The sequence below is a fragment of the Pedobacter sp. CFBP9032 genome (assembly GCF_034045265.1).
Taxonomy (GTDB): Bacteria; Bacteroidota; Bacteroidia; order Sphingobacteriales; family Sphingobacteriaceae; genus Pedobacter.
On the sequence record NZ_JAXCWE010000004.1, the window covers coordinates 321,196 to 346,388 of the forward strand.

Sequence of the window (25,193 nt, forward strand, 5' to 3'; positions counted from 1 at the left end):
ATTTCTTGGTACTTTTATTTTACCACCTCAGAGATCCAGGATCAGGGTTCTTGTATTGCATTGATATAAATTTTATGAATATTTATGCTTTTATTTTACCACCCCAGAAACTTTAGCTCAGGGCTTTGGTTTTTACCCTAAACCCTAAACCCTAAACCCTAAACCCTAAACCCTAAACCCTAAACTAGCTTCCCATGCCGAAACCCTTCATTACGCCACGGTTCGAGTTACGGATAAAATCTACAATTTCATCGCGAATTTCCGTTGGTTTGAATTCAGCTTCGATCATATCTAAAGCCTTGGTTACGTTATTGTGTTTTACAAAGAGCACGCGGTAAATTTCCTGAATTTCGTCGATCTGTTCGTTGGTAAAACCTCTTCTGCGTAAACCAACTGAGTTAATTCCTGCATAAGATAGGGGTTCGCGGGCTGCTTTTACGTAAGGGGGTACATCTTTACGCACCAATGATCCACCGGTTACAAAAGCATAAGAACCAACCTTAACGAATTGGTGAATCGCCACTAAACCCGCTAAAACCACGTTGTTTCCAATCGTAATATGTCCTGCTAGCGTGGTGCTGTTTGAAAAAATACAATTATCGCCTACTTCACAATCGTGCGCAATGTGAGAATAAGCCTGAATTAGGCAGTTACTTCCGATAACTGTTTTCCATTTATCCTTAGTGCCACGGTTAATGGTAACACACTCACGGATGGTGGTGTTATCGCCGATTTCTGCAGTGGTTACTTCGCCCGCAAATTTCAAATCCTGAGGCTCACCGGAGATTACTGCTCCCGGAAAAATGCGGCAGTTTTTGCCTATCCGGGCACCATCCATAATGGTAACATTCGAGCCAATCCATGTTCCTTCGCCGATCACCACATCTTTATGTATCACGACAAAAGGTTCGATCACTACGTTTTCGGCAATTTTTGCCTGTGGGTGTATATATGCTAAGGGTTGTATCATGATTCGGCTGGTTCTGCTTGTTTAATTTTTGAAATTTGTGCCATCATTTCGGCCTCGACAACGATTTTCTCCCCAACCATACCTACACCTTTCATTTGGGCAATGCCTCTTCTGATGGGTTCAAGCAAATCGCAACGGAAAACAATAGTATCGCCTGGAAGAACCTGAGCCCTAAAGCGAACGTTATCTATTTTTAAGAAATAGGTTAAATAATTACGTGGATCCGGAACGGTACTCAAAACCAAGATGCCACCTACTTGTGCCATGGCCTCAATTTGAATCACACCCGGAAAAACCGGTGCGCCAGGAAAATGCCCTTTAAAAAACTCTTCATTCATGGTTACGTTTTTAACGCCCACCACGTGGTTTTTTGAAAGTTCTAAAATCTTATCTACAAATAAAAATGGCTGACGGTGAGGCAAAATATCCATAATCTGAACTACGTCATACAATGGTTTTGCACTTGGGTCGTAAACCTTTTGAATTTTCTTGTTTTTCTCTTTTTTAATGGCTGCTTTAATTTTTTTAGCAAAAGCCACATTCGCAGCATGGCCCGGGCGGGCAGCCATAATATGGCCTTTCAAGTGTGTACCTACCAAAGCTAAATCGCCAATCATATCTAATAATTTATGACGGGCAGGTTCATTTTGGTAGCGTAACTCCATATTGTTGAGAATTCCCTGAGGAGCAACATCAATATCAGCACGATTGAAAAGCTTCGCCAGGTGGCTTAACTCATCTTTTGTAACCTCTTTATCTACAATTACAATGGCATTATTTAAATCGCCACCTTTAATTAGATTGTGTGAAAGTTGGTATTCTAATTCGTGCAGGAAGCAAAAAGTACGGCAAGAAGCAATTTCCTTTTTAAACTCTGCAATCGTATTAATGCCCGCGTGCTGACTTCCTAAAACAGGAGAGTTATAATCAATCATACAGGTGAAGCGGTAGTCATCCAAAGGCATGGCTACGATCTCAACTTTTCTATCTTCTTCAGTATAGGTAATGTTGTGAGGAATGGTAAAATACTCACGATCTGCATTTTGCTCAACCGTTCCAACTTCTTCAAGCAGGTCTACAAACTGAATAGAACTTCCATCCATTATGGGTGTTTCCGGACCATCTAATTTAATGAGTACATTATCTAAATCCATCCCAACCAGAGAGGCCATAACATGTTCTACAGTACTTACGCTTGCGCCATTCTGGGTTAAGGTAGTGCCACGGGAGGTATCTGTTACATTGTCTGCATCAGCATCTATAATAGGATGACCATCCAGATCAATACGTTGAAATTTAAACCCATGATGTTCAGGGGCAGGGCAAAATGTCAAAGTCACATTAGCGCCAGTGTGTAAACCAACACCAGATGCTGATACTTCTTGTTTAATCGTTTTTTGTCTAACGTTCATTGTGTATTGTATTCTTTTCCAGTTCAGCCGTAAGCTTTTTCAATTCCTCTTCGAGTGTGTTTATTCTTTTCTCTATATCTGGAAGATGCTTGAAAATTACTGAGGCCCGCATCCAGTTACGTAAAGGTTGCGCCGGACTGCCGTGCCACTGTTTATTTTCTTCTGTAATATTAAAGTTAATTCCGGCCTGTGCGCCGATTTGGGTACCCTTTGCTAAAGTTAAATGGCCTGCAATACCAACTTGCCCACCTACAACGCTGTTCGGGCCAATTTTTGTACTGCCAGAAACGCCAGATTGAGCAGCTAAAACGGTGTTTTCACCGATTTCTACATTATGTGCAATCTGGATCAGGTTATCAATTTTAGCACCTTTTTTAATAACTGTAGACCCCATTGTGGCACGGTCTACCGTAGTATTGGCACCAATCTCTACATCATCCTCGATAATTACATTACCGATCTGCGGAATTTTATTGTAGGTACCGTCTTTTTGAGGTGCAAAACCAAATCCGTCACTCCCAATAACGGTATTGGCATGTATAATAACCCTGCTTCCAATTACAGTATTATGGTAAATTTTTACGCCAGAGAAAAACGTACTGTTTTCGCCAATTTGTGAGTTGGCGCCAACAAAAGTCTGTGCATTAAGTTTGCAGCCATCACCAATCACTACGTTTTCAGCAACATATGCAAAAGCATCTATAAAAACATTAGATCCGATTTTTGCCGTTGGATGAATAAATGCCAGCTTGCTTATGCCAGACAAAGTTGCCTGTGCATTCATTGCTTCATTATATTTATCCAATAAAATAGTAAAAGAACTATATGGATTATCAACACGGATTAAGGTGCTGGTAAACGGCTGATTAGGGGTAAAATCTTTTGAAACGATAACAACCGAAGCCTGCGTAGAATACAAAAAATTCTCGTACTTCGGGTTGGAAAGAAAAGACAATGAGCCTTCCTTCCCGTCTTCTATTTTAGAAAGTTCGGTAACGGCTACATCCGGGTTGCCATCAACGGAACCTGCTAAAAACTCGCTTATCTGCTTTGCAGTAAATTGCATCGTACAAAGGTATATGTTAAATTGATATGAACAAAAAAACCTGTAAGGGTTAAGGCGTGTATATTTTACACAATAGTAAGACTTAAAACGGCAGTAGGTGTCAAATATTTTGTTAATTAATCTTAAATCCCTCGCGGATAGCAAAGAATGTACTTCTCTACTGTTTTTTGTAGCGATTCCAGATTTGATAAATCTGAAGCTTTTGCAATATCTACGATATCGTTATTTTTCATTAAAATTTTAATATTGCCTACGCCAGCATTGTAAGCCCGGTTTTGAATCGCATCAGTAAATACGAAATAACGAACTTCATCTGGCTTAATCCCCAGCAGGAGAATCGCTGCATCCTTTAAAAATGCCACACGATCTGCATTTGCCCTTTCATTTCCCATTTCCACCTTATATAAATTTCTGGAGGTAAGCATCTGGCAGAGGGTAGCAAGTATCTTATCAGGATGTTTTGTCCACACTTTTACTGCAGCGTAAATATCCTGATCATCCAGGTTGGTGAAATGCTCAAGATTATTATGGTGGGAGAAAAAGTTATTTTCGTTAATATCGTTACTTAAAAAATAATGAAGAGATGGTGAGGCAAATAAATCCTGTCCGTTCGAGGCAATCTCTTTTGCGCGCTCCAGGAGCTTCACAAGAATCATCTCACCAGATATTACGGTTTTATGCAAATACACCTGCCAATACATTAAACGGCGGGCTATTAGAAATTTTTCGATAGAGTAAATCCCTTTTTCTTCAATCACCAGGTTATCATCAAAAACATTAAACATTTTAATAATCCGGTCAAAACTAATTACACCTTCGCTTACACCTGTGAAAAAGCTGTCGCGATTTAAGTAATCCATCCGATCTAAATCCAGTTGACCAGATATTAATTGATGAAGAAATTTTTTGTGATAAGTGCCGTTAAACACCTCGATAGCATGCGTTAACTTTCCATCGAAATGAAGATTCAGATCATGCATCAGCTTTGCTGAAATGTCTTCATGTTTGATTCCGGTAACTAAAGAATGTTCTAAAGCATGTGAAAAAGGACCATGACCAATATCGTGTAGTAAAATAGCCAGTGTTGCCGCTTCTTCTTCTCCGTCGGTAATGATATGGCCTTTGCTTCTTAAAATTTCAATAGCCAGGCTCATTAAATGCATGGCACCCAAAGCATGGTGAAAACGCGTATGCAAAGCCCCTGGATAAACCAAATGAGTCATTCCAAGTTGTTTAATATACCGCAAACGCTGGAAATAAGGATGCGAAATGACATCGTAAACCAACGCTGATGGAATACTAATGAAACCGTAAACGGGATCATTTATGATTTTCTTCTTATTCAATAGTTAAAAATAGTTAAATAGATAGATACGGTACAAAAATTGCTATTTTTATTTGTAGTTTGATTTACCTGCCTAAATTTAAAGGCAATACATATCTTTTTTTACAAAAACATGCAAGAAACTAAAATATTGTGGGCCGACGATGAAATCGACTTACTTAAACCCCATATATTATTATTAAATGATAAAGGTTATAACGTAACAACCTTTACCAATGGAAATGATGCCCTGGAAGCTTTTGGAAAAGCCCATTTCGACCTTGTTTTTCTGGATGAAAACATGCCAGGTATGAGTGGAATTGAAACGCTTTCGGCCATTAAAAATCTGAATCCTGATGTTCCGGTAGTATTGATTACCAAGAGTGAAGAGGAAAATCTGATGGAAGATGCCATTGGAAGTAAAATTGATGATTATCTAATTAAGCCGGTAAACCCTAAACAGGTTTTGTTAACGATTAAAAAGTTAATTGATAATAAACGCCTGGTAAGCGAAAAAACCTCCATGGCATATCAACAGGATTTCCGCCGTTTAGGTATGACACTGGGTGATCGTCTGAGTTATGAAGAATGGATCGATGTTTACAAGAAAATTGTTTTCTGGGAATTAGAGCTTGAAAAGCTGGATGATCCGCAAATGCATGAAATTTTAACCATGCAAAAGCAGGAAGCCAATACGCAATTCACCAAATTTATTGAAGAAAACTACCTCGACTGGATTAAAAATAAGGATACAGCACCTTTATTATCTAATGAATTGCTGAAGAAAAAAGCCTTTCCACATATTAATGATACTACACCCGTATTTTTTATTCTGATTGATAACTTACGTTACGATCAATGGAAAATTATCAATCCGTTAATTTCTGAATATTTCAGAATTGATGAAGAAGATATGTATACCAGCATTCTTCCAACGGCTACTCAATATGCACGTAATGCAATCTTCTCTGGCCTGATGCCGTTAGAAATGGAAAAACGTTTTCCGCAGCTTTGGCAAAATGATGATGACGAAGGCGGTAAAAACATGCACGAGGAAGCATTCCTTGCAGATAATATCAAACGTAACTTAAGGAAAGATTGCAAATTCAGTTACAATAAGATTTTAACTTTTGAACAGGGTAAGGATCTCGTTGATCAAACCAACAACTTGTTGCAAAATGATTTCAACGCCATTGTTTTCAATTTTGTCGACATGCTGAGCCATGCCCGTACTGATATGCAAATGATTCGGGAGTTGGCGAATGATGATGCAGCTTACCGTTCCTTAACCTTATCGTGGTTTGAACATTCACCACTTTGGGATTTATTAAAAAAGATTTCTCAAAAACAGGTAAAAGTAGTGATCACCACCGACCATGGAACGATTCGCGTTAAGAAGCCAGTTAAAGTAATAGGTGATCGTGCTACAAACACCAATTTAAGATATAAGCAAGGACGAAATTTAAATTTCAATGCGAAAGAGGTTTTTTTAATTAAAAATCCACATGATGCTTTGTTGCCGAAAATCAACATCAGCAGCAGTTACATTTTTGCCCGTGAGGATAGTTATTTCGTTTATCCAAATAATTATAACCAGTTTGTGAATTACTATAATGAAACCTTCCAGCATGGAGGAATTTCGTTAGAGGAAATGATTATTCCGGTAGTAACTTATTCACCGAGATAAAACCTTATTGAAAAGGAAAGGTTAAAAGGCAAAAGCGATGCATTTATGTATTACTTTTGCCTTTATTTGTATAAAATGGAGATAGCAGTTAACGATTTATCTAATTTGCCCACTGCTGCAGAAGCGCTTTTAGCCTTTGCCGGAGCAGCGAAAATTTTTATTTTCGATGGCGATATGGGCGCTGGTAAAACAACTTTCATTAAATCATTTTGTCGTGCTTTGGGGGTAACAGATGTGGTATCCAGCCCAACCTATTCTATAGTTAACGAGTACGAAAGTGCTGGTGGCCCGGTGTACCATTTTGATTTTTACCGCATCAAAGATATTCAGGAAGCCTATGATTTAGGCTATGAAGAATACTTTTATGGTGGGGGGATTTGTTTAATTGAATGGCCGGAAAGGGTAACTGAATTATTGCCGGATCATCTTGTAAAAGTAGAGATCTCCATCCTGGATGAAAATCAAAGAGTCTTTAAATTCAGCAAGGTGTGATAGTTTATTAACTCTTACAACTTATTGCTATATTTATTAAAAAAAAGCAATATGAAAAATCTTGCCTTAATAGTGATTTACATTTGTCTTGGTTATAATGTATTTGCACAAAATTCGTACTGCGATTCTGTAAAGAAAAAAAATGATCAACTTTCTGAAAGAATTAAAGCGCTGTCGAAGGAAAACGAATATTTTCGGAAATCTTTAAATATTCTGACACCAACTAAAAGTGTTGAGCAAGGTGGACTAACTTTTAACCTCATAAAATGTGAAGGTAATATAAAGGAGCAAACCATAACACTCACTTGTTTTATAATTAATCATAAAGCCAACAGTGACTTTCAATTTGAGAAAGCTAATTTGACAGATATTCAAGGTGCTAACTTTTTAAGTTATGACTTTAAAATCGGAAATCAAGATGTTCGGAATACGCTATTCACTGACACGCCCTTAGCGACTAAAATTACATTCAAGAATGTTTTACCGGCAACGCAAATGATAAAGGTTATAGGTCTAAATTATTACGGCACAGGATTATTTGATAAGGGCGTGTTCATTTTCAATAATATAGGTGTTGTATGGAAATAATGTTAGATGCCTTCTTTACTTTTAAAAACCTAATATTTAGTACATTTTCCGTACCTTGAACGACCTAAAACAAAAACATTTTTTTTATAAGTAAGATGGCTACAGGAATACGCGAAGGCATGGCCGATATCGCTCGTCAGGGTTTATTGCAAACACAGGAAGCGACATTGGAAACCAGAAACAGGAAGAATAGCCTGAACATCGGAATACCCAAAGAAATTTCATTTCAGGAAAACAGAATTGCTTTAACGCCTTTGTCTGTTGCATTGTTGGTTAATAATGGTCACCATGTTATTTTAGAAAGTGGTGCCGGTATTGCTGCAAATTTTTCTGATTCTGAATATGCAGAGCAGGGAGCCAAAATAGTTTACGATAAAAAAGAAGTTTTTGATTCTGATATCATCGTGAAAATTGCTCCACCCATGTTGGAGGAAATTGCCATGATGCACAAAGGGCAAACGTTGATTTCGTCTTTACAAACCGGGACGCTAAAACAGGATTACCTCAAGGCCTTAATGCAAAAAAAGATTAATGCTTTATGCTTTGAAAACCTGCGTGACGAAGGAAATGTGCTAAGCGTAGTTAGGGCAATGAGTGAAATTGTGGGTTCTACTTCAATTTTAATTGCTGCCGAATATTTGAGCAATGTAACTGGGGGAAAAGGTTTAATGTTAGGCGGCTTTACAGGTGTGCCACCTACAGAAATCGTGATTTTGGGAGCAGGTACCGTTGGGGAATATGCAGCAAGAACAGCTTTGGCATTAGGTGCTGAAGTTAAGGTTTTTGACAGTTCAATTTATCGCCTCCGCCGCCTGCAAAATAATTTAGGAAGCCGTGTTTTTACTTCGGTAATGCAGCCAATAGTTTTGAATAAGGCCATTGTAACTTGCGACGTAGTGATTGGCGCCATCCGAGCCAGTCATGGAAGAAGTCCTTGTGTGGTGATGGAAGAAACTGTGGCAAGGATGAAACCACATTCTGTTGTGATTGATGTGAGCATAGATCAGGGTGGTTGTTTCGAAACTTCTGAAGTAACAAACCATACCAACCCGACATTTAGAAAGTACGATGTGATTCATTATTGTGTGCCTAATATTGCATCCCGGGTTCCCCGTACTGCATCTTACGCACTTACCAATATCTTTGCGCCTATTTTATTAGATATTGGCGAATTTGGCGGTTTGATGAACATGGTTTGGAATAATCCAGGCATCCGCGAAGCGCTTTATATGTATCAAGGGAATTGTACCAATAAGGATCTGGCAGATATGTTTAATTTGCCTTTTAAAGACCTTGAATTGCTGGTGGTTTCGAACCAGTAAATTGATGTTAGTCATTGAGAGGTAGGAAGCAATGAAACCCTATTTATAGCAAGCTCAATATGAAAAACAAAATCCTAATTTTATTTTTATTCGTTTCTTTCGCTGCTTCGGCTCAAAACGGAAAAGGGTCAAAGCTAGTTGTTGTTAGTTCTTATAATCAATACCTGGTATCGGTGAAAACCAATCCTAATAATGAGTTGGTGGAGATTAAAAAAGCCATTCCAAACATCACACTGGATATTCGCTACGCAACAAAGAATAACTTCATGAAACAAGTGATGTATAAGCAGGCGAGGGCATTTGCCAGAAAACCTGTGGTAGAATCATTAAAGAAAATTCAAAAGGAGCTTAATAAAAAAGGCTATGGATTGAAGATTTTCGATGGTTATCGGCCTTATGCAACTACTGTAGCGTTTTACAAAAAGGCAAGTGATAAAAACTTCGTGGCTAATCCTGCAAAAGGCTCTAAACACAATAGGGGATGTGCGGTAGACCTCACCATCATTAATCTTAAAACAAGAAAAGAGCTTGCAATGGCTACGCCTTACGACAGTTTCTCTGCTGCTGCCGCAGCAAATTATGAACCCGTAACCAAAGAGGTGAAAAAAAACAGAGATTTCCTGATTGCTACCATGAAAAAATACGGATTAAATGTACTGGAAAATGAATGGTGGCATTATGATTTTGTCGGCTGGCAGCAGTATAATTTAATGGATATTCCTTTTGAGAAACTTTAGGTGGTTCATTGGTCATTAGTTTATTGGTCATTAGTCATTGGTTCATTTGTCTGGGTGGTTAGAAAGGCCGGATGCAATATAAATTCAAACTTCAAACTTAAAACTCCAAACGCTCACATCCGAACTAAAGATGATGCGGTCTTCCGAACTGATCCATTTTCACCTTTGCCTTATCGTCCTTCACCGTTAAGCGGAAAATGTAATCGTAATCATCATCGGTGAGCATTTCTTTGGGTCTTTTTCCGCCAAAGGCTTCGATGATTTCAAGAACGGTATTAGAATGGCCAGCCACAATCACTTTTTTGCCAGCATAATTTTTCTTTACCGAATCAACCAAAGATTTTGGATCACTGTAGTTGATCACCTTTGGGATGACCATGGAATCTAAGGTTTGGCGGGTTCTTTTATAAGGCGTACAAAAAGCAGCATCGAACTTCGTTTTCTTTAAAAAAGTGGCCAGGTCACCTGCTCTTATTCTGCCTTCATCAGATAATTCCGGATCTTTATCTTCAGGATTAGTTTTATCTTTTTCAGCATGTCTCACTATCCAAACTTCTGTGGTTTGAGCTAACGTAACGGTAGCAAGTACGAAACTTAAAGAGAGCAGAAGGAAAAGCTTTTTCATTTTATAAAGATTGAAAATTTTTTCGATTAAAGGCAAATTGATCCATAAAAAAGCCGGTATCGCTTTTTGTGATACCGGCTAAATAGGTCTTTAAATAATTAGTAGCCGGTATTTTGCCAGCCCGTTTTATTGTTTACGTTATCAATTTCTGCCTGGGGAACAGGATAAATGCTTCTGAAAGCTGGAATGCCAGGAAAAACAGTTCCTAATTGATTTGTTCTTACGATGTCGAACCAACGGTCGGCCTCCAGGGCAAACTCAAGTCTTCTTTCCAGGTAAATTGCCGTTCTGAAATCATTTTGTGTGGTTAAAGTTGCTGCAGTTTTAGGCGTTGCGGCCGCGTTGGTACGCACGGCATTTAGTGCCCTGAAAGCTTCAGCATTGCCATAAGCAACCTCATTCAAGGCTTCGGCATACATCAATAGTACATCGGCACAGCGAATTACAGGGAAATCGCCACTTACCTCGGTAGAATTCGAAACCGGACTGTTGAATTTTCCCGGGCGTGCGCCTGTACCCGTTGGGGCAACCAATGCCCTTCGGTTATCTGCCGCTTCAAAAATTGCCTGTGGAATGGTGATCGTATTCGTGTTGTTATTATTCCGGTAACGATTATCCTGATTCACGGCTTCTTTAACGCCACCGTTTAAGTATAAAACAGCGAAGATAATATCCTTACTGGTTTTTAAACCGCTCGGAAAAGTAGTGGTTTGTGGCACAAGAGATAAGACACTTCCTGCATAAATAGCATTTACGATTGGCTGTAGGGTAGAAGCAACCAGATCATAACGTTTCTGGTAGAGATAAACCTTTGCCAGCAAAGCAGATGCAGCGTAGCTGGTTGCACGGCCGCGTTGTGCATCAGCCCAGGTAGTTGGCAGTTTTGAAGCCGCATCAGTTAAGTCAGCGATAATTTGCTGATAAACCTGTGCTGAGGTAGCTCTTGTATTTGCCCTCGCTTCGTCTGTTTTTTGAACCGTTAATACCAGTGGCACATTTCCCCAGAGCCGGGTTAAGTTAAAATAACTCAAAGCACGGATAAATTTCGCTTGTCCGATGATTTGATTCTTTGTGGCATCAGACATGGTAATTCCCGGCGCCCGATCAAGCACAATGTTGGTACGGTAGATGGCTTTATAATGCCCCTGCCACGCACCAGAAAGGATGTTATTTGCAGATGTTTCTGAAAATACTTCGATTGAATTTCTTACTCCAGCGCCAGAACCCGGATCATTATCCGTTAAATTATCTCCGCGGATTTCTCCTAAAGTAAGTAAGTTGTTTCCATATAAACTATCGGTTTGAAGCGCATCGTAACAACTTACTAAACCACCTTGTAAACCTTTTTCATCCACATAAAAGGTGTTTTCGGTATAGGAATCAAGGGGTTTTAAATCTAAAAACTTTTTGCATGAGGTGGCAGAGATGATGAGGCCACAAGCAATAATGGGTATGATATATTTTTTCATCTGATTATGATCTTTTATAACGTAATGTTTAAACCGATTGATGTTGTTTTTGCAGTTGGATAAACGCCGTAATCTTCTCCGTTTGTTGTGGCATCTGTTCTGTTCGTTACTTCAGGGTTATAGCCAGTATATTTGGTGAAGGTGAATGGATTTTGCATTGAAACGTATAACCTCAATTTGGTTAAAGAAATCTTTTTGATCCACTCAGTAGGGAAGGTATATCCTAAAGCAATGTTACGGATGCGGAGGTAGGAGCCATCTTCCACATGCCAGGTAGAGGTGGTGCCATTGCTGCCTTTCGCCACACGGTTCGCCCTAACATCTTGTCCGCTGCCAGGATTACTTTCCGAAACCCATCTGTCTAACGAACTCACCACGTTGTTCATATTTCCTTCTTTGTTTGCGAAATATCTTCTTGATAAGTTTAATATTTTGTTACCATAAACGCCTTGCATGGCTACGTTAACGTCGAAACTTTTATATTCTGCAGAGGTGGCAAAACCATAAGTAAACTTTGGTAAGTAATTGCCTACAATCTCCCGGTCTTTCGTTAAATCAATAATACCATCGCCATCTACATCTTTAAATTTAAAATCACCAGGTTTAGCGGTGTTCAGATCGAAGTTTCCTTGTGTATCTGTATAGTGCGGGTAAGCATTTACTTCTGCCTGATTTTTGAAAACACCAAGTACAACGGGTAAGTAATAAGATCCGATTGGCTCGCCCACACGGGTTAAGAAATAAGCATTTGCCACAGAGCCTGTTCTGATGATATCGGCGTTTCCAGGGCCCAACTCTACCACTTTGTTTTTGTTTTTAGAGAAATTGGCACTTGCTGTCCATTTCACCCCGCCAAATTGTTGCTGGGTGCCAAGGTTAATATCTATCCCGCGGTTATTTACTTTACCGATATTTTTTAATTCTGTAGAAAAGCCAGTGGTTAGTGGCACCGGTACGTTTAAAAGTAAATCGGTTGTATTACTGTTGTAGGCATCAATAGATAAAGTGAGCTTGTTATTGAAAAAAGCGGCATCAAAACCTACGTTTAGCTGCGCCGTTTTTTCCCAGCTTAAATCATTATTAGGCTGCGCAAAAGGTGCAGCTCCATTAATTACACCAGGTGTTCCGCCACCGAAAACATAGCCATAGTTCGTCATCGCGCCTTGCGATAAATAGTTGGGAATATTGAAATTACCTGTTAAACCATAACTGGCTCTGATTTTTAGATCTGAAATGGCTTTTGCATCCTTTAAGAATTCTTCTTCAGATAGTCTCCAGCCTACAGAAGCTGATGGAAAATAACCCCATTTGTTATTGGTTCCAAACCTGGAAGAACCATCTGCACGTAGCGAACCTGTAAACAGATATTTTCCTTTGTAGCTGTATTGCAGCCTGGCAATGCCTGAAGCTAAAGACCATTGCTGCCTGGTTGAGGTTCCATTTGTTACTAAACCAGCACTTAAATATTCAATCTGATCACTAATAAAACCTCTGGTGGCCACAGCATAATTACCGCTCTGATCATTTTTTTGATTAGACCAACCTACTAACGCGCTCAGGTTATGATCGCCAAGTGTTTTAGTGTAATTTAAGGTTTGTTCCAACAACCAATTGCTTTCTTTGAGGGTTCTGGAACTTGCCTGTGCATCTGAAGCCGGATTGCCAGCTGTGTTTGACAATGGAATAACTGAAGGGCGGAAAGTATCCTCCGTGCTGTTTACCATATCTATCCCCAGCTGAACCTTATATTTAAAATCTTTAATAATTTCTGCTTCTACAAAAGCATTACCTGTTAATCTATTGGCGCCGAAATCATCTTTCTGAAGCATGGCCAGGGCAACGGGGTTCCAGGCTTGTGTTTCTCCGTTTCCGGTGATTACCAAGCCATTTGGCAAAGTTGTTCCCTGACCAGGGCTCCAGGCATTTTGCGCAAAACTATAACCGCCATTGGCATTGTACACTGGCCAGAGCGGCGCATAATGTAACGCCGAAGCAACAATTCCACCTGCATTTAAGCCATTTGCGTTTGATGCATTGTAAGCACCATTCGCATTGAGTCTTTTCTCTTTAATTACCGAAGGAGTAATATTCACGCCATATTTGAAAATTCCTTTATTTCCTTCCAGATTTAATCTTCCGCTGTAACGTTTAAAGCCACTATTCAGGATAATCCCATCCTGGTTAAAGTATTCCATTGATGCATAATACTTCATTTTTTCACTGCCACCAGAAGCCGAAACCGAATGATTTTCTATTCTTGCTGTTCTGAAGATTTCATCCTGCCAGTCGGTATTGGTTAAGCCTCGCTGCCCTTGCAGATAAGGCAAAATTTCTGTCGGAATCACCGCACTTGTATTGTTGCCAGAGTTAATCAAACGCTGCACATTGCTATCATTAATGCTATAGCCGATGAGTGGTGCGCCTGTTGCTGCATTTCTGCGGTTAATGGCATCCATAGCATCAGCGTAGGTGTTATTTCGGGCATCCAATGTCATTTGTGAATATTGATAAGCATCCATCATTTCTATCTTATTGGCCAGACTTTGCCAGCCCGTATAGGTATTGGCACTGATGGTTGCTGTTCCGCTTTTACCTTGTTTGGTGGTAATTAATACCACACCGTTTGAGCCTCTTGAACCATAGATCGCTGCGGATGAAGCATCTTTCAGAACTTCTATTGACGCGATATCGTTCGTGTTGAGTGTATTAATGTTGTCATTGGAAATCGGTACACCATCAATTACATATAAAGGATTAGACCCTGCAGTAATGGTTCCAACACCGCGTACTTTAATGGATAGTGGGCTACCTGGAGAACCCGATCCCTGCGAAACCTGCACGCCAGCCATTTTTCCAACCAAGGCCTCTGCCGCATTATTGATGGGCTGATTTTCTAAATCTGAAGCTTTGATACTCGCAATTGCCGTAGTCACATCCTTTTTCCGCTGACTTCCATAACCTACCACAACTACATCTGTTAATGAAGAGGCTTCCGGATTTAGTTGAATTAAAAGTGTTGCCTGTTCTCCGGCTTTGAGAAGGTAGTTCTGAATCGTTTTAGTAGTGTAACCGATAAAAGAAGCACTGATGGTGTAAGGAACACCTGCCGTTAAGCCTGTAAGTTGAAACCTTCCTTCCGGATTAACCATAATCCCCTTTTTTTCATTGGTTTTTGTGTTGAGTAAAAGGATGGAGGCACCAAGCAGGGGTTGCCCGGTTTCATCTTTCACAATCCCGGTAATCTCCGATGTTTGAGCCCAGGCAGTCGCCGTAACTGATAAGATCAGCAGGCAACAGAAGAGTTGTTTTGTAAATTTTCTAAGCATAGTGTAACAGTTAATTAGGTTTAAGGCATTGTTTTTTCAAGAATAAAAGGATAGTCTAGTAAAGTATATTGGGTTTAGTTTTGAATCAGATAACCGGCTGTAGTTTTAGTCTGTGTGAGATCGTTTAGTTCAGTAAGTTCCCCCAGGATTTGATTAAGGCTTTGTTTGGTGTTGATACTTCCGGTAAAAGATATTTCCTTAAGGTCTTGGGCGTTATATTTAATTTCAACTTTGAAGTGCTGTGCTAATTTATCCAATACAGCTGCTAGCGGAATCTGGTTAAATGTTAGCTCAGCAGTCGTGTTTTTTGGTTGTGCCAGAGTTTGTTCGGATTTAATCTTAACCATGTTATCGATGCGGTTGTATACCAGCTCATTACCAGGAGATAAAATCTTACTAAATGATTTCAAGCTGGCGGAATTAATATTTTTCACCCAAACTTTTCCGGTGTGGAGCACAACTTTAACTACCTTACTTTCTTTAACTGCCGTAATGGTAAAAGAGGTGCCTAAAGCCATGGTAGAAATACCATTGGCGTAAACGATAAAGGGGTGTTTTTTATCTTTAGCAACTTTGAAAAAGCTTTTACCCAGAAGATATATTTCTCTGCGCTGCTGAACAAATGGCAGTGCATACCGCAATTCGCCGCCCGGGTAAATTTTCACGGTTGATTGATCTGGAAGGATAACCAGTTGATTTTCTTCTGTATAGTTTACAATGGATTTCCAGGTAATTTGATCAGGATGCTTTGCAATGATATTTGTTTTTTGAGCGACTTGTTTAACCGATTGGTGCTGATTGGAAACGATGAGTGCTGCAATACTGATAATGGCTAAGATCGCTGCCGCTGCCAAAAGCCGTAGCCAAACAGATGTCGCTTTTTTTGCGCTGGTTTGTGATTTAATACCTTCAAACAAAGCATCACTTTTTTCAGTAGTTAAGGTGGCGTTTTGAAGATCATCCCATTCATCTCTGGTTAACAGGTGATCTGGGAAATCTTCAATTTCCGCTAAATAACCGGCCACCAGAAGTCGTTCTTCAGGGGTGCATTTATTTTGAAAATAGCGGTTAAGTAGTTCTTCAGAAACACTCATATAAACCAATACGATTCAAAATGAGGAAAACCCGTAATCAGTTTAAAATATTTCTCTCAGAGAATTAGCTCAGCAAAAGGAGCAAAAGCATGGGGAGGTAAACATAGCCAAGTTGTTTAACGGCTAAGGAGATGTGTTTTTCTACTGTGCGTGGAGAGATGGAAAGTTTCTCCGCAATTTCCTTATAAGAGTAGCCATGCAGGCGGTTTAAAACAAAAACCTGTTTCCGTGTAGGCGGCAGGCAATCCAGTACTACTTCCAGCTGCTGCCGGTTGTCGTAAAGATGTGTCACATCCTGCGGGGATTCAGCTCGTTCAGTATGGTAGATTTTAAGGTTTTTCTCCTCATTGGCCACTTTCTTAAAATAATCTAACAGTGTTGTTTTGGCGATTTTAAAAAGTTGAATGTCTAACGTAAAATCTTCAGTAAGGGTGTGTTTAAATTTCCAGAGTTTGATGAAAGCCATTTGGGTAAGCTCTTCTGACTGATCGGAACAAAGCGTTTTCTTAAAAAAGTAGGCATATACCTTTTTATGGTATAGTTTAAAAACTATCTCGAACGATAGGTGATCTCCGTTTTTGATCTCTTGGATATAGTTTGACACCACAGCTCAAAACTATTTGGTTAATGTTAGCTTAAAATAAATATAGTGTTATTTTATCAAATGCTTAACATTAAAAAGAAAGGACAAACTTATTTTTTTGAAAGCATTTTAATTAACGAATTAATGTCTTTTTCTTCATGCCAGCTACTCAAAATGATCCTGTTGATGGGATCACTGGCTTGAGTTGGATAAGGGAAAGATGAAATGAGGATATTTTCTTTAAGCAGTGTTTGATCAATAGTTGGATTTGTAATTAAAAATGCCGGAAAACCGGGTTCAAATTTCCATTCGCTACCTAAACTTGCGGCAAATAAAGTAATGTTTTCCTGAAGCTTAATCCATTGTGCTTGATAAAGATCTTCTGCATGGATAAAGGCATAAAGTCCGGCGGCGGCAGGTGGAGATGCCCCGACGAACATATTGGTGCTTTTTAATCTGGAGATAATTTCCTGAGGGCCTAAAATCAATCCGGCATCTATACCCAAAGCCTTGGCCAGAGAAGCAATCACTACGCAGGTGATGTTTTCCTTATGCGGCAAGGCTGATAACGCACTTAAGCCTTGATTGTTGACACCTATACCATGAGAATCATCTACAATCAACACGATGTTTTTATCAGGATCTACAGCATTCAGAAAACTAAAATCATAGATTTCTGGCATCAGATTATTCATCGAATTACTGATCAATACCCAGTTTTTCTTAGTAGAGATATTAATTTGGTTGATCATGTCATTCTTCCAGCTCGTAAAAGAACCTGAAATTGCTGGCGGTTCATTTATCCAGAGCGCGGTATGCGTATTTGGGGCATATACCAACTCGCCTAATGATGCGAAATATTTTACGGTTAACTGCGCGGCCAGGTAGCCACTGGAAGTAATCAGTGCATCTTCAGCCTGATAACGTGCTGCGGCCACTTTTTCTGCATCATTATAAACACCCAGTTGAATATTATTACTCCGGCTGGTACCATTATTTAAACCAAACTTTTTAATTCCTTCTACAAATAAATCCTGGAATCCAGGGTGTTGCGGAATACCTAAATAAGCGGTGCCACCAAAATACAAATAGCACTTTCCATCGATGGTAATCTCATTAGAAAAAGGTTGATTAATTGATTGGAACCGTGTATTCATTTCTTAGTTATAATTCCTTCCCAGTAAATCGTTTGCGGCTTTAATAATTGACTTATCTCCATTATCATCGTGATAAAATTCCCAAAACATGATTCCATTTGCCCTTTCTTTTGCAAGTGTTGTTTTTCGTTTGGTCGTTACCGTTCCATTGAAGAAATATTCTACACCATTTATTGTGGCATAATCTAAGCTGGTATCCGTGTTGGCAGCTACAAATTCCCGATAGGCCTTACTGGCATTTGCAGCATTTTTACCATAAGCCGGGATCCCTAAAACCGCTTTTTCTTTCGGCATTCCGCGAGTGCCCAGCCAGTAATTCAAACTGGCAACTGCCATATTATAAGATGCATGTTGAGTGGGCTGTTCCTTGTCCCAGCCAATTCCATCATAAACCATAATATTAAAGAAATCTACAAACTGAAAAACCTCCGTCTTTAATCCATCCCGGATACTCCCGGCATAAACCCCTGGGGTAATGGCCGTGCTTAAAAACTTTCCATGGTGGTGCAAGGAGTCTGATAATTCTTTGACCAGCAATAAGTAATTATCTGCAGATCCATTTGCGGTGCTTGGATATTCCCAATCCAGATCAACACCATTCAGGTTGTTTGTGCGGGCAAATAACAATACGTTTTTAACAAAAAGATTTCTGGCTGCTGCAGATGCTGCCATGGTTACAAAGATGCTGCTTGTTCCGGAAATGGAGATACCTGTTTTAACCCCATTTGCCCTTCCTTTTTGCATCACTGTTGCAAATCTGCCAGGTTGCTCAAGCGGTGCCAAAGAACCATCTGGGTTTGGATTTAAAAACGCATAAAACAGGTGCGTAATCATCTTGTATTTTGTATCTGCCACGTCAGCAGGATCGCGGTAACTCGGAAAATAAGAAACAATTTTAAAGCTGATATCTGAAACATAAGGGGTAGCTTGCTCAACATCCGCTAGGCCATCGCTTTTCTTACAGGATGATATTGCAAATAGCAGCGAAACGCCAATCAGGAAGTATATCTTTCTCATATCACAATTAAAACTGATCGTGTATATAGGTCATAATTCTGACCATTTCTGCCCTTACCTCTGCGGTTTGATTGATAAAATTATTGTTCATAAATGCATAGATATAGGTTTTACCCTTTTTTGTTAAAACATAGCCACTTTGATTGTGCACTCCACCTAAAGACCCGGTTTTGCCATAAACAAAGGGTTGATCTGTTTTAGGATAAGCATTTTTTAACGTTCCGGTTTTACCTCCCGAGGGCAACATGTCAAAAAGCTTTTCCCTGTTATTTACCAGTTTATATATAGAATCGAGTAGGTAAATGTTATCCCGTGGGGTAAACAGGTTTTGGCGCGACAAGCCCGAGCCATCTGCCCATTTCACTTTATCGGGTAAAAATGAGAGGTAGGTTTTGGTGATGTGCTGAATCGCTTTTATGGTACTTAAAGTATCTCCAATTTGATTAGAACAAACTAGGAGCAGGTGTTCGGCGATGAAGTTATCGCTTGGCAACATCATGTGTTTTAAAACTGAATCACGTTTGGCCCCAGGCAGTGTTTTTGCATCAGCGGGAATTTTCATCTTTACCAGGCCAACAGGTTTGCGCAAGGTATCAGCTAGTACTTCCACTGTAGTTTGGATGCTCGTTTTGTATGGGTTCTGCTGATTGTATCCGGGTTTTACTGCCACAGCCGGATAGCGAAAGTGATTGGTAAGGAAATCTCTGGTTACTTGGAAATTGCCCGTAGTTCTGGTAGAATCTACCTCAAAACATGGTGCGAAAGCTTTAGGTTCGATATTGATTTTATTCGCCCCAGCATAGGTAGAAGTAACCATATTATCCATAATGGGCATCTCAGTAATTTCTGGCTGGTAATAATAATCGTAATCGTCCCAACTCCAGCCGTCGCCAAAAAATGCCCCGGAATACCGGCCCGGCGCAAAAAAAAGTTTTTTATTGCTGGCTTGAAGAAAATTATAGGCTGATTTATCTTTTACCGCAAACTGTAAGAAGGATGGATCTCCTGTTCCCCAAAAAATTAAAGAATCATTTCGTTCTACATACTTCAATGCCGGCATCAATTCTGGCAACATTTTTAAACTTGCATAGAACGTATAAAGCTTGGTGTTTGATGCAGGTGTGAAATACTTGTCTGCATCTTTTTGAAAGATCATTTTTTTCTCTTCCATATTGTATAAAGCGAAACCAACCTGATACTGCTTAATTACCGCTGAATTTTTAAATTCTTTAGCTACTTTTTTGGCAATGATGTGGTCTGTAGAACAACTGGTTAAGACTGATATAAGCAGCATTAAGGCGGCAAAAAAAGAATAGTAGGCTTTATGGTGAAACATCGTGCTTAATTAGAAGTGATAATTGCGAACTAATTTATTAAATTTAATTTAATGTTAGCCAAATATACCTGTGTAACCTTTTTGGTGTTTTGCAAACTTGTAATTTGCCTGGCCTTGCTATTTTCCTTTTTTAGTGGTTATGCACAAGATTTTATGTTCTCTGGCAATAGAACAAAGCAGTCTATTCCTTTTAAGTGTATTAAAAATCTCATCGTTATTCCATTGTTCGTCAATGGCAAAGGGCCTTACGATTTTGTCTTGGATACTGGCGTAGGCCCCTTAATTATTACAGAGCCTGCTATTATAGATTCGCTTAATTTCAGCACCATGCGCAAAATCAAATTATCAGGTTTGGGGGTAGAAAATGTGGATGCTTATGTATCTCAGAATGTGAGTGCGCAATTGGGCGGGGCTAAAATTAAATATATCCCAACGGCTGTTCTAAAAGAAGACCTTTTCAATTTATCCGGGCATTTGGGGATTAAAATTTTCGGCCTGATTGGCTTTGATTTTTTCAATAGTTTCGTGATCGATATCAGGTATAGCAGCAATCACTTAATATTTTATGATTTAAAGCGGAAGGTAAAATACCGGGGCAGTAAAGTTCCGATTTTGATCGAAAGGAATAAACCCTACATTGTTGCAGAGGTCGAAATTGATGATACGACAAAAGTAAGAACACGCTTACTCATTGATACCGGAGCAAGCCATGCCTTATCTATGGAGATGTTGGATGGTAATGCTTTTCCTGCTCCCGTCCACAAAATCAAGGCAAGCCTAGGGATGAGTTTAAGCGGGCAAATTAAAGGCTACGTGGGGAGAATAGGTAAATTTAATCTTGGTGGCTATGTGTTCGATGATGTGGTCGCGGGATTTCCCGATTTTGAATCGATATCATCGAAGATTGATCTCACTAAACGGAACGGAAATCTGGGGGGTGAGATTTTGCGCAAATTTGATGTTCAGTTCAATTATCAGGAAAGTTTTTTATACCTCAAACCAAATGCAAACCGCAAAAAAGCCTTTCAGCACGATATGTTGGGCATGGTAGTTTACTTCGAACAAAATCAGTTTAACCGGGTGTTGATTGGAGAAATTGATGAAGATTCGCCAGCCGAAAGGGCAGGTTTTTGTCCGCAGGATGAAATTATAGGAATTGATTTTAAATCTATTAATACGTATACGTTGAACGATATTAACGAGCTTTTTAAATCATGGCCAAACCGAACAATCATCTTTGAAATTTATCGGGATAACCGCGTTTTCTTTAAGTTTGTACGGCTTGAAAAAAGGATATAACCTCTGCTGGTAATTTTCTAGTTACACAATCATAATCAGGTAACAAGCCTCTAACTTCGGACTCTATAATACTTACTTATTCATCAATGAAGAAACAACTTAGCGTACTTGCATTTGCAGGTATGGTTGCGCTTTGCTTGGCAGGATCAAATTCAGCATACGCACAAAAGAAAACTAAAAAGGGCACAACTAGCCCGGCTACTCCTGCAACAGCCGCCCCCGCTGCAAAAAAAGAAGGCATTAAACCATTTTCTGAAGTGATTACGGCCAAAGCCAGAACTACAAACGGCTTATTTAAGACCCATAAGGTTGAGGATAAATGGTATTTTGAAATCCCAGACAGTTTAGTAAACCGCGAAATGCTGGTAGTTACCCGCTTGGCTAAGGCACCTGTTGGTATAAAAGTAGGTAATCAGCAATATGGTGGTGAAGAATTAAACGAACAGGTTTGGAAATGGGAGCGGAGAGGCAAACAGGTTTACATTCGCGTACCAAGTTATGCCACCAAAGCAGATCCCAATAGTGATATGTATGAGTCGGTTAAAAACTCTAATCTAGATCAGATTTTGGCTGGTTTCGACATTAAAGCTTACAATAAGGATACTACAGGTGTGGTAATCGATGTAACTGATTTTTATAATGGAGACATTATGGCAATTGGTGCTACAGATCAGATTCGTAAAGCATATAAGGTTACCGCTTATGATGCTGCCCGGTCTTATATCGACACCGTAAAAACCTTCCCAATTAATATTGAGGTTAAAACCGCAAAAACTTACAAGGCTGCTGAATCTCCAACTGATAACAGTAATGCTGCAGTAACTTTCGAGTTTAATACTTCAATGCTTTTATTGCCAAAAACGCCGGTTAAAGCCAGGATTATGGATAGCCGAGTGGGCTTCTTTGGCCAGTCGCAATTGGATTATGGAACAGATGCACAAAAAGCAGAACGTACTGCTTATATCCATCGTTGGAATCTGGTTCCAAAAGATACCGCTGCTTACATCAGGGGCGAGTTGGTAGAACCACTTAAACCGATTGTCATTTATATTGATCCGGCAACGCCTAAAAAATGGGTTCCGTATTTAATTCAGGGAATTAACGATTGGCAAGCAGGTTTTGAAGCAGCAGGTTTTAAAAATGCCATTATTGGTAAACAAGCTCCAACCGCTCAGGAAGATCCACAATTTAGTGTAGAAGATTCCAGGTATTCTGTTGTGCGTTATTTCGCATCGGATATCGCAAATGCTTATGGGCCACATGTGAGTGATCCACGTACCGGACAGATTTTAGAAACGCATATTGGCTGGTACCACAACGTGATGAACTTGTTGAGGAACTGGTATTTCGTTCAAACAGCGGCAATCAATCCAGAAGTGCGTAAAGCTAAATTCACGGATGCGCAAATGGGCGAATTGATTCGTTTTGTGTCTTCACACGAGATTGGTCATACCTTAGGCTTGCCTCATAATTTCGGTTCCAGTTATGCTTACCCGGTAGATTCTTTGCGTTCTAAATCTTTTACCGATAAACACGGAACAGCTCCTTCTATTATGGATTATGCCCGTTTCAATTATATCGCTCAGCCAGGCGATGGCGTAACTAAACTGCACCCACAAATTGGCGAATATGATAAATGGGCAATTAAATGGGGCTATTCATGGCTTCCGGGAAACAAAACAGCAGAACAGGAAAAAGAAATCCTGAATCAATGGGTATTGAAAAATGCAGGTAATCCATTGTACTTCTATGGTCGCCAGGGCACAAGCCTTGATCCTCGTTTGCAAAGCGAAGATTTAGGTGATAACGCTATGAAAGCCAGTACTTACGGTATTGCTAACTTAAAGAGTATTTTGCCAAATGTAGAAAAATGGACCTACCAAAAAGGCAAAGACTACAGTGATCTAAAAGAAATTTACACGGAAATTGTTGGTCAGTTTAACCGTTATATGGGTCATGTAACAACGAATGTTGGTGGATTGAGTGAGAACTTTAAAACTTACGATCAGGCTGGTCCGGTTTATGCTTATCTGCCAAAAACTAAACAGAAGGAAGCAATTGCATTTTTTAACCAGCAATTGTTTACCACGCCGTTGTGGTTAATCAGCAATGATCAGTTAAATAAATTTGATAACGGTGTGTTGTTAAACCGCATCAAAGCCGTACAAACAAACACGCTTGGCAATTTATTAGCAGCGCCACGCATCGCCCGTTTATTGGATAATGAAACTAAAAACGGACCAACAAAAGCATATACCTTACCGCAGATGTTTACAGATTTAAGGTCTTCGGTTTTTGCTGCAGGCAGAGCCGATGCATTTAAACGCAATTTACAACGTGCTTACGTAGATCGTTTAGAAAATCTAATGACTAAAGAACCTGAACTTCCAGTAGGATTTCCGGTTGATTATGCAGCAAGCTACGGCTTAACTCCGGTTAACGTTGCCTTGTCTGACATCAGGCCGTTGGTTAGGGCAGAACTTAAAACGTTATTGGCAACCACAAAAGCAAGATCTGCTGCGGGAGACGCCATCACGAAAGCACATTACGAAGATTTAAATATTAGAATCAAAGATATTTTAGATCCAAAGAAATAAATGAAAGGATTAAATGAGATCATGATGGGTGGAACATCAACTTTCATTCTAATTCAATCATTCACTAATTCAATCATTCTTTAATTTACTAATTAAAAAAACGGAGCGACCATCTTTTGGTCGGCTCCGTTTTTTGTTCTAGCTGAATGTATAATTATTGATGGGTTAATTTTAAGTTTAAAACAAAGATTTAGTTTTATAGCAAATTGAGTGCTGATGTTTAAAAAACGATTAATCACTATCTTATTATCGCTTTACTTAATCCCGGGGTTTGCACAAAATGCAGATTCGGTTAGCGTAGTGAAAACCAGATGGCAGAAAACCAAAATTGCCCGGCAGGTAAAGCTGTTTCGCCATCATTTTAATAAGAATAACCTATTCGGAGCAAATGAAAACATCTCATTTATTGAAGTTGAAAATTCAGGAAGAAAAGCTGTTTTTGCTTTAGGTGCTGAAGAGAAGGAATTGATCAAAACCAGCGATTTTGGCAAAAGAGAAGCTGCAATAGTCGCGCTAAATGGCAATTTCTTTGATGTGAAAGATGGCGGTTCTGTTGATTATGTTCGGGTAAATGGAAAAGTAACTAATACCAATCGACTGGATAAAAACAATAACCGGGCAAAACATCAGCAAGCAGCTGTGGTTATAGAGAAGGGCAAAATTGCAATTAAAAAATGGGATGGAACGGCGGATTGGGAAACAAAACTCCGCGAAGAAAATGTTTTACTTAATGGGCCGTTATTAACTTATAACGAGCAGAATGAAAATTTAGATACTACTTCTTTCACTCGCCTTCGCCATCCGAGAACCTGTCTGGGTATTAAACCAAATGGCAGGGTAATCTTATTAACGGTTGATGGGAGAAACGAAAATTCTGCCGGATTGAGTTTGCCAGAATTAACAAAGTTGATGAACTGGCTGGGTTGTACAAGCGCCATTAACTTTGATGGTGGAGGCTCGACAACCTTATGGATTGAAGGAATGCCCGATAATGGCGTGATTAATTATCCCACAGATAATAAAAAATGGGACCACAATGGTGAGCGTAAAGTAGCCAATGTGGTGCTGGTTAAAAAGAAATAATTATTTTAG

The 25,193-nt window shown here is 39.5% G+C and carries 20 protein-coding genes; 8 read left to right on the forward strand and 12 right to left on the reverse strand.

Annotation, left to right across the window (positions count from 1 at the left end; all coding sequences use genetic code 11):
- Window positions 1-184 precede the first annotated feature (184 nt).
- From lpxA to SOM16_RS10065, 4 genes are all read right to left on the reverse strand, one after another.
- A complete protein-coding gene (lpxA, locus tag SOM16_RS10050; protein ID WP_154281849.1) occupies window positions 185-970 on the reverse strand; it encodes an acyl-ACP--UDP-N-acetylglucosamine O-acyltransferase in 786 nt (261 codons plus the stop codon).
- Window positions 967-2,382: a bifunctional UDP-3-O-[3-hydroxymyristoyl] N-acetylglucosamine deacetylase/3-hydroxyacyl-ACP dehydratase gene (locus SOM16_RS10055; protein ID WP_320463873.1), complete on the reverse strand. Its 1,416-nt coding sequence runs from the start codon at window positions 2,380-2,382 to the stop codon at window positions 967-969. The genes lpxA and SOM16_RS10055 overlap by 4 nt, the downstream gene beginning before the upstream one ends.
- Window positions 2,372-3,448 (reverse strand): UDP-3-O-(3-hydroxymyristoyl)glucosamine N-acyltransferase, encoded by a 1,077-nt coding sequence (gene lpxD, locus SOM16_RS10060; RefSeq protein ID WP_320463874.1) that lies wholly within the window; start codon window positions 3,446-3,448, stop codon window positions 2,372-2,374. The genes SOM16_RS10055 and lpxD overlap by 11 nt, the downstream gene beginning before the upstream one ends.
- Before the next feature lie 122 nt (window positions 3,449-3,570).
- Complete coding sequence (locus SOM16_RS10065; RefSeq protein ID WP_320463875.1) at window positions 3,571-4,794, reverse strand: HD domain-containing protein; 1,224 nt, start codon at window positions 4,792-4,794, stop codon at window positions 3,571-3,573.
- Between the two features lie 111 nt (window positions 4,795-4,905).
- Between SOM16_RS10065 and SOM16_RS10070 the strand changes: the two genes are divergently transcribed.
- The 5 genes from SOM16_RS10070 to SOM16_RS10090 all read left to right on the forward strand — a co-directional run bounded on the left by SOM16_RS10070 (window position 4,906) and on the right by SOM16_RS10090 (window position 9,598).
- Entirely contained in the window at window positions 4,906-6,459 is a 1,554-nt protein-coding gene (locus SOM16_RS10070) for a PglZ domain-containing protein (RefSeq protein WP_320463876.1), read from the forward strand.
- A 75-nt stretch (window positions 6,460-6,534) separates the two neighbouring features.
- On the forward strand, window positions 6,535-6,951 hold the full coding sequence (gene tsaE, locus SOM16_RS10075; RefSeq protein ID WP_320463877.1) for a tRNA (adenosine(37)-N6)-threonylcarbamoyltransferase complex ATPase subunit type 1 TsaE: 417 nt from the start codon (window positions 6,535-6,537) through the stop codon (window positions 6,949-6,951).
- Window positions 6,952-7,002: 51 nt separating this feature from the next.
- Window positions 7,003-7,539, forward strand: a complete 537-nt coding sequence (locus SOM16_RS10080; RefSeq protein WP_320463878.1) for a hypothetical protein — start codon at window positions 7,003-7,005, stop codon at window positions 7,537-7,539.
- 95 nt (window positions 7,540-7,634) lie between these two features.
- On the forward strand, window positions 7,635-8,861 hold the full coding sequence (locus SOM16_RS10085; protein ID WP_320463879.1) for an alanine dehydrogenase: 1,227 nt from the start codon (window positions 7,635-7,637) through the stop codon (window positions 8,859-8,861).
- 59 nt (window positions 8,862-8,920) lie between these two features.
- Window positions 8,921-9,598: a M15 family metallopeptidase gene (locus SOM16_RS10090; RefSeq protein ID WP_320463880.1), complete on the forward strand. Its 678-nt coding sequence runs from the start codon at window positions 8,921-8,923 to the stop codon at window positions 9,596-9,598.
- Between the two features lie 124 nt (window positions 9,599-9,722).
- On the opposite strand, the gene SOM16_RS10095 is transcribed toward SOM16_RS10090, so the two are convergent.
- The 8 genes from SOM16_RS10095 to SOM16_RS10130 all read right to left on the reverse strand — a co-directional run bounded on the left by SOM16_RS10095 (window position 9,723) and on the right by SOM16_RS10130 (window position 20,205).
- A complete protein-coding gene (locus SOM16_RS10095; RefSeq protein WP_320463881.1) occupies window positions 9,723-10,223 on the reverse strand; it encodes a phosphoglycerate mutase family protein in 501 nt (166 codons plus the stop codon).
- Between the two features lie 98 nt (window positions 10,224-10,321).
- Window positions 10,322-11,692, reverse strand: coding sequence for a RagB/SusD family nutrient uptake outer membrane protein (locus tag SOM16_RS10100; RefSeq protein WP_320463882.1), 1,371 nt, complete (start codon window positions 11,690-11,692; stop codon window positions 10,322-10,324).
- Window positions 11,693-11,706: 14 nt separating this feature from the next.
- Window positions 11,707-15,018: a TonB-dependent receptor gene (locus tag SOM16_RS10105; RefSeq protein WP_320463883.1), complete on the reverse strand. Its 3,312-nt coding sequence runs from the start codon at window positions 15,016-15,018 to the stop codon at window positions 11,707-11,709.
- Between the two features lie 74 nt (window positions 15,019-15,092).
- On the reverse strand, window positions 15,093-16,112 hold the full coding sequence (locus SOM16_RS10110; RefSeq protein WP_320463884.1) for a FecR family protein: 1,020 nt from the start codon (window positions 16,110-16,112) through the stop codon (window positions 15,093-15,095).
- 64 nt (window positions 16,113-16,176) lie between these two features.
- Window positions 16,177-16,716, reverse strand: a complete 540-nt coding sequence (locus SOM16_RS10115; RefSeq protein ID WP_320463885.1) for an RNA polymerase sigma factor — start codon at window positions 16,714-16,716, stop codon at window positions 16,177-16,179.
- Window positions 16,717-16,805: 89 nt separating this feature from the next.
- A complete protein-coding gene (locus SOM16_RS10120; protein WP_320463886.1) occupies window positions 16,806-17,852 on the reverse strand; it encodes an aminotransferase class I/II-fold pyridoxal phosphate-dependent enzyme in 1,047 nt (348 codons plus the stop codon).
- 3 nt (window positions 17,853-17,855) lie between these two features.
- Window positions 17,856-18,869 carry a glycosyl hydrolase family 18 protein gene (locus SOM16_RS10125; RefSeq protein WP_320463887.1) on the reverse strand — a complete coding sequence of 338 codons (1,014 nt, stop codon included), beginning with the start codon at window positions 18,867-18,869 and terminating at the stop codon, window positions 17,856-17,858.
- Between the two features lie 7 nt (window positions 18,870-18,876).
- Window positions 18,877-20,205, reverse strand: coding sequence for a D-alanyl-D-alanine carboxypeptidase (locus SOM16_RS10130; protein WP_320463888.1), 1,329 nt, complete (start codon window positions 20,203-20,205; stop codon window positions 18,877-18,879).
- A 51-nt stretch (window positions 20,206-20,256) separates the two neighbouring features.
- Between SOM16_RS10130 and SOM16_RS10135 the strand changes: the two genes are divergently transcribed.
- The 3 genes from SOM16_RS10135 (at window position 20,257) to SOM16_RS10145 (ending at window position 25,184) form a co-directional block, all read left to right on the forward strand.
- Window positions 20,257-21,504 carry an aspartyl protease family protein gene (locus SOM16_RS10135; RefSeq protein WP_320463889.1) on the forward strand — a complete coding sequence of 416 codons (1,248 nt, stop codon included), beginning with the start codon at window positions 20,257-20,259 and terminating at the stop codon, window positions 21,502-21,504.
- Between the two features lie 86 nt (window positions 21,505-21,590).
- Window positions 21,591-24,101 carry a zinc-dependent metalloprotease gene (locus SOM16_RS10140; RefSeq protein ID WP_320463890.1) on the forward strand — a complete coding sequence of 837 codons (2,511 nt, stop codon included), beginning with the start codon at window positions 21,591-21,593 and terminating at the stop codon, window positions 24,099-24,101.
- 216 nt (window positions 24,102-24,317) lie between these two features.
- Window positions 24,318-25,184: a phosphodiester glycosidase family protein gene (locus tag SOM16_RS10145; RefSeq protein ID WP_320463891.1), complete on the forward strand. Its 867-nt coding sequence runs from the start codon at window positions 24,318-24,320 to the stop codon at window positions 25,182-25,184.
- Window positions 25,185-25,193 lie beyond the last annotated feature (9 nt).

Bases quoted from the DNA above. Each gene is read 5' to 3' on its own strand.
- SOM16_RS10085 (WP_320463879.1), top strand. From the start codon at position 7,635: ATGGCTACAGGAATACGCGAAGGCATGGCCGATATCGCTCGTCAGGGT.
- SOM16_RS10110 (WP_320463884.1), bottom strand. From the start codon at position 16,112: ATGAGTGTTTCTGAAGAACTACTTAACCGCTATTTTCAAAATAAATGC.
- SOM16_RS10095 (WP_320463881.1), bottom strand. From the start codon at position 10,223: ATGAAAAAGCTTTTCCTTCTGCTCTCTTTAAGTTTCGTACTTGCTACC.
- SOM16_RS10090 (WP_320463880.1), top strand. From the start codon at position 8,921: ATGAAAAACAAAATCCTAATTTTATTTTTATTCGTTTCTTTCGCTGCT.
- SOM16_RS10130 (WP_320463888.1), bottom strand. From the start codon at position 20,205: ATGTTTCACCATAAAGCCTACTATTCTTTTTTTGCCGCCTTAATGCTG.
- SOM16_RS10105 (WP_320463883.1), bottom strand. From the start codon at position 15,018: ATGCTTAGAAAATTTACAAAACAACTCTTCTGTTGCCTGCTGATCTTA.
- lpxA (WP_154281849.1), bottom strand. From the start codon at position 970: ATGATACAACCCTTAGCATATATACACCCACAGGCAAAAATTGCCGAA.
- SOM16_RS10140 (WP_320463890.1), top strand. From the start codon at position 21,591: ATGAAGAAACAACTTAGCGTACTTGCATTTGCAGGTATGGTTGCGCTT.
- SOM16_RS10135 (WP_320463889.1), top strand. From the start codon at position 20,257: ATGTTAGCCAAATATACCTGTGTAACCTTTTTGGTGTTTTGCAAACTT.
- lpxD (WP_320463874.1), bottom strand. From the start codon at position 3,448: ATGCAATTTACTGCAAAGCAGATAAGCGAGTTTTTAGCAGGTTCCGTT.
- tsaE (WP_320463877.1), top strand. From the start codon at position 6,535: ATGGAGATAGCAGTTAACGATTTATCTAATTTGCCCACTGCTGCAGAA.
- SOM16_RS10120 (WP_320463886.1), bottom strand. From the start codon at position 17,852: ATGAATACACGGTTCCAATCAATTAATCAACCTTTTTCTAATGAGATT.
- SOM16_RS10070 (WP_320463876.1), top strand. From the start codon at position 4,906: ATGCAAGAAACTAAAATATTGTGGGCCGACGATGAAATCGACTTACTT.
- SOM16_RS10125 (WP_320463887.1), bottom strand. From the start codon at position 18,869: ATGAGAAAGATATACTTCCTGATTGGCGTTTCGCTGCTATTTGCAATA.
- SOM16_RS10055 (WP_320463873.1), bottom strand. From the start codon at position 2,382: ATGAACGTTAGACAAAAAACGATTAAACAAGAAGTATCAGCATCTGGT.
- SOM16_RS10145 (WP_320463891.1), top strand. From the start codon at position 24,318: ATGTTTAAAAAACGATTAATCACTATCTTATTATCGCTTTACTTAATC.
- SOM16_RS10080 (WP_320463878.1), top strand. From the start codon at position 7,003: ATGAAAAATCTTGCCTTAATAGTGATTTACATTTGTCTTGGTTATAAT.
- SOM16_RS10100 (WP_320463882.1), bottom strand. From the start codon at position 11,692: ATGAAAAAATATATCATACCCATTATTGCTTGTGGCCTCATCATCTCT.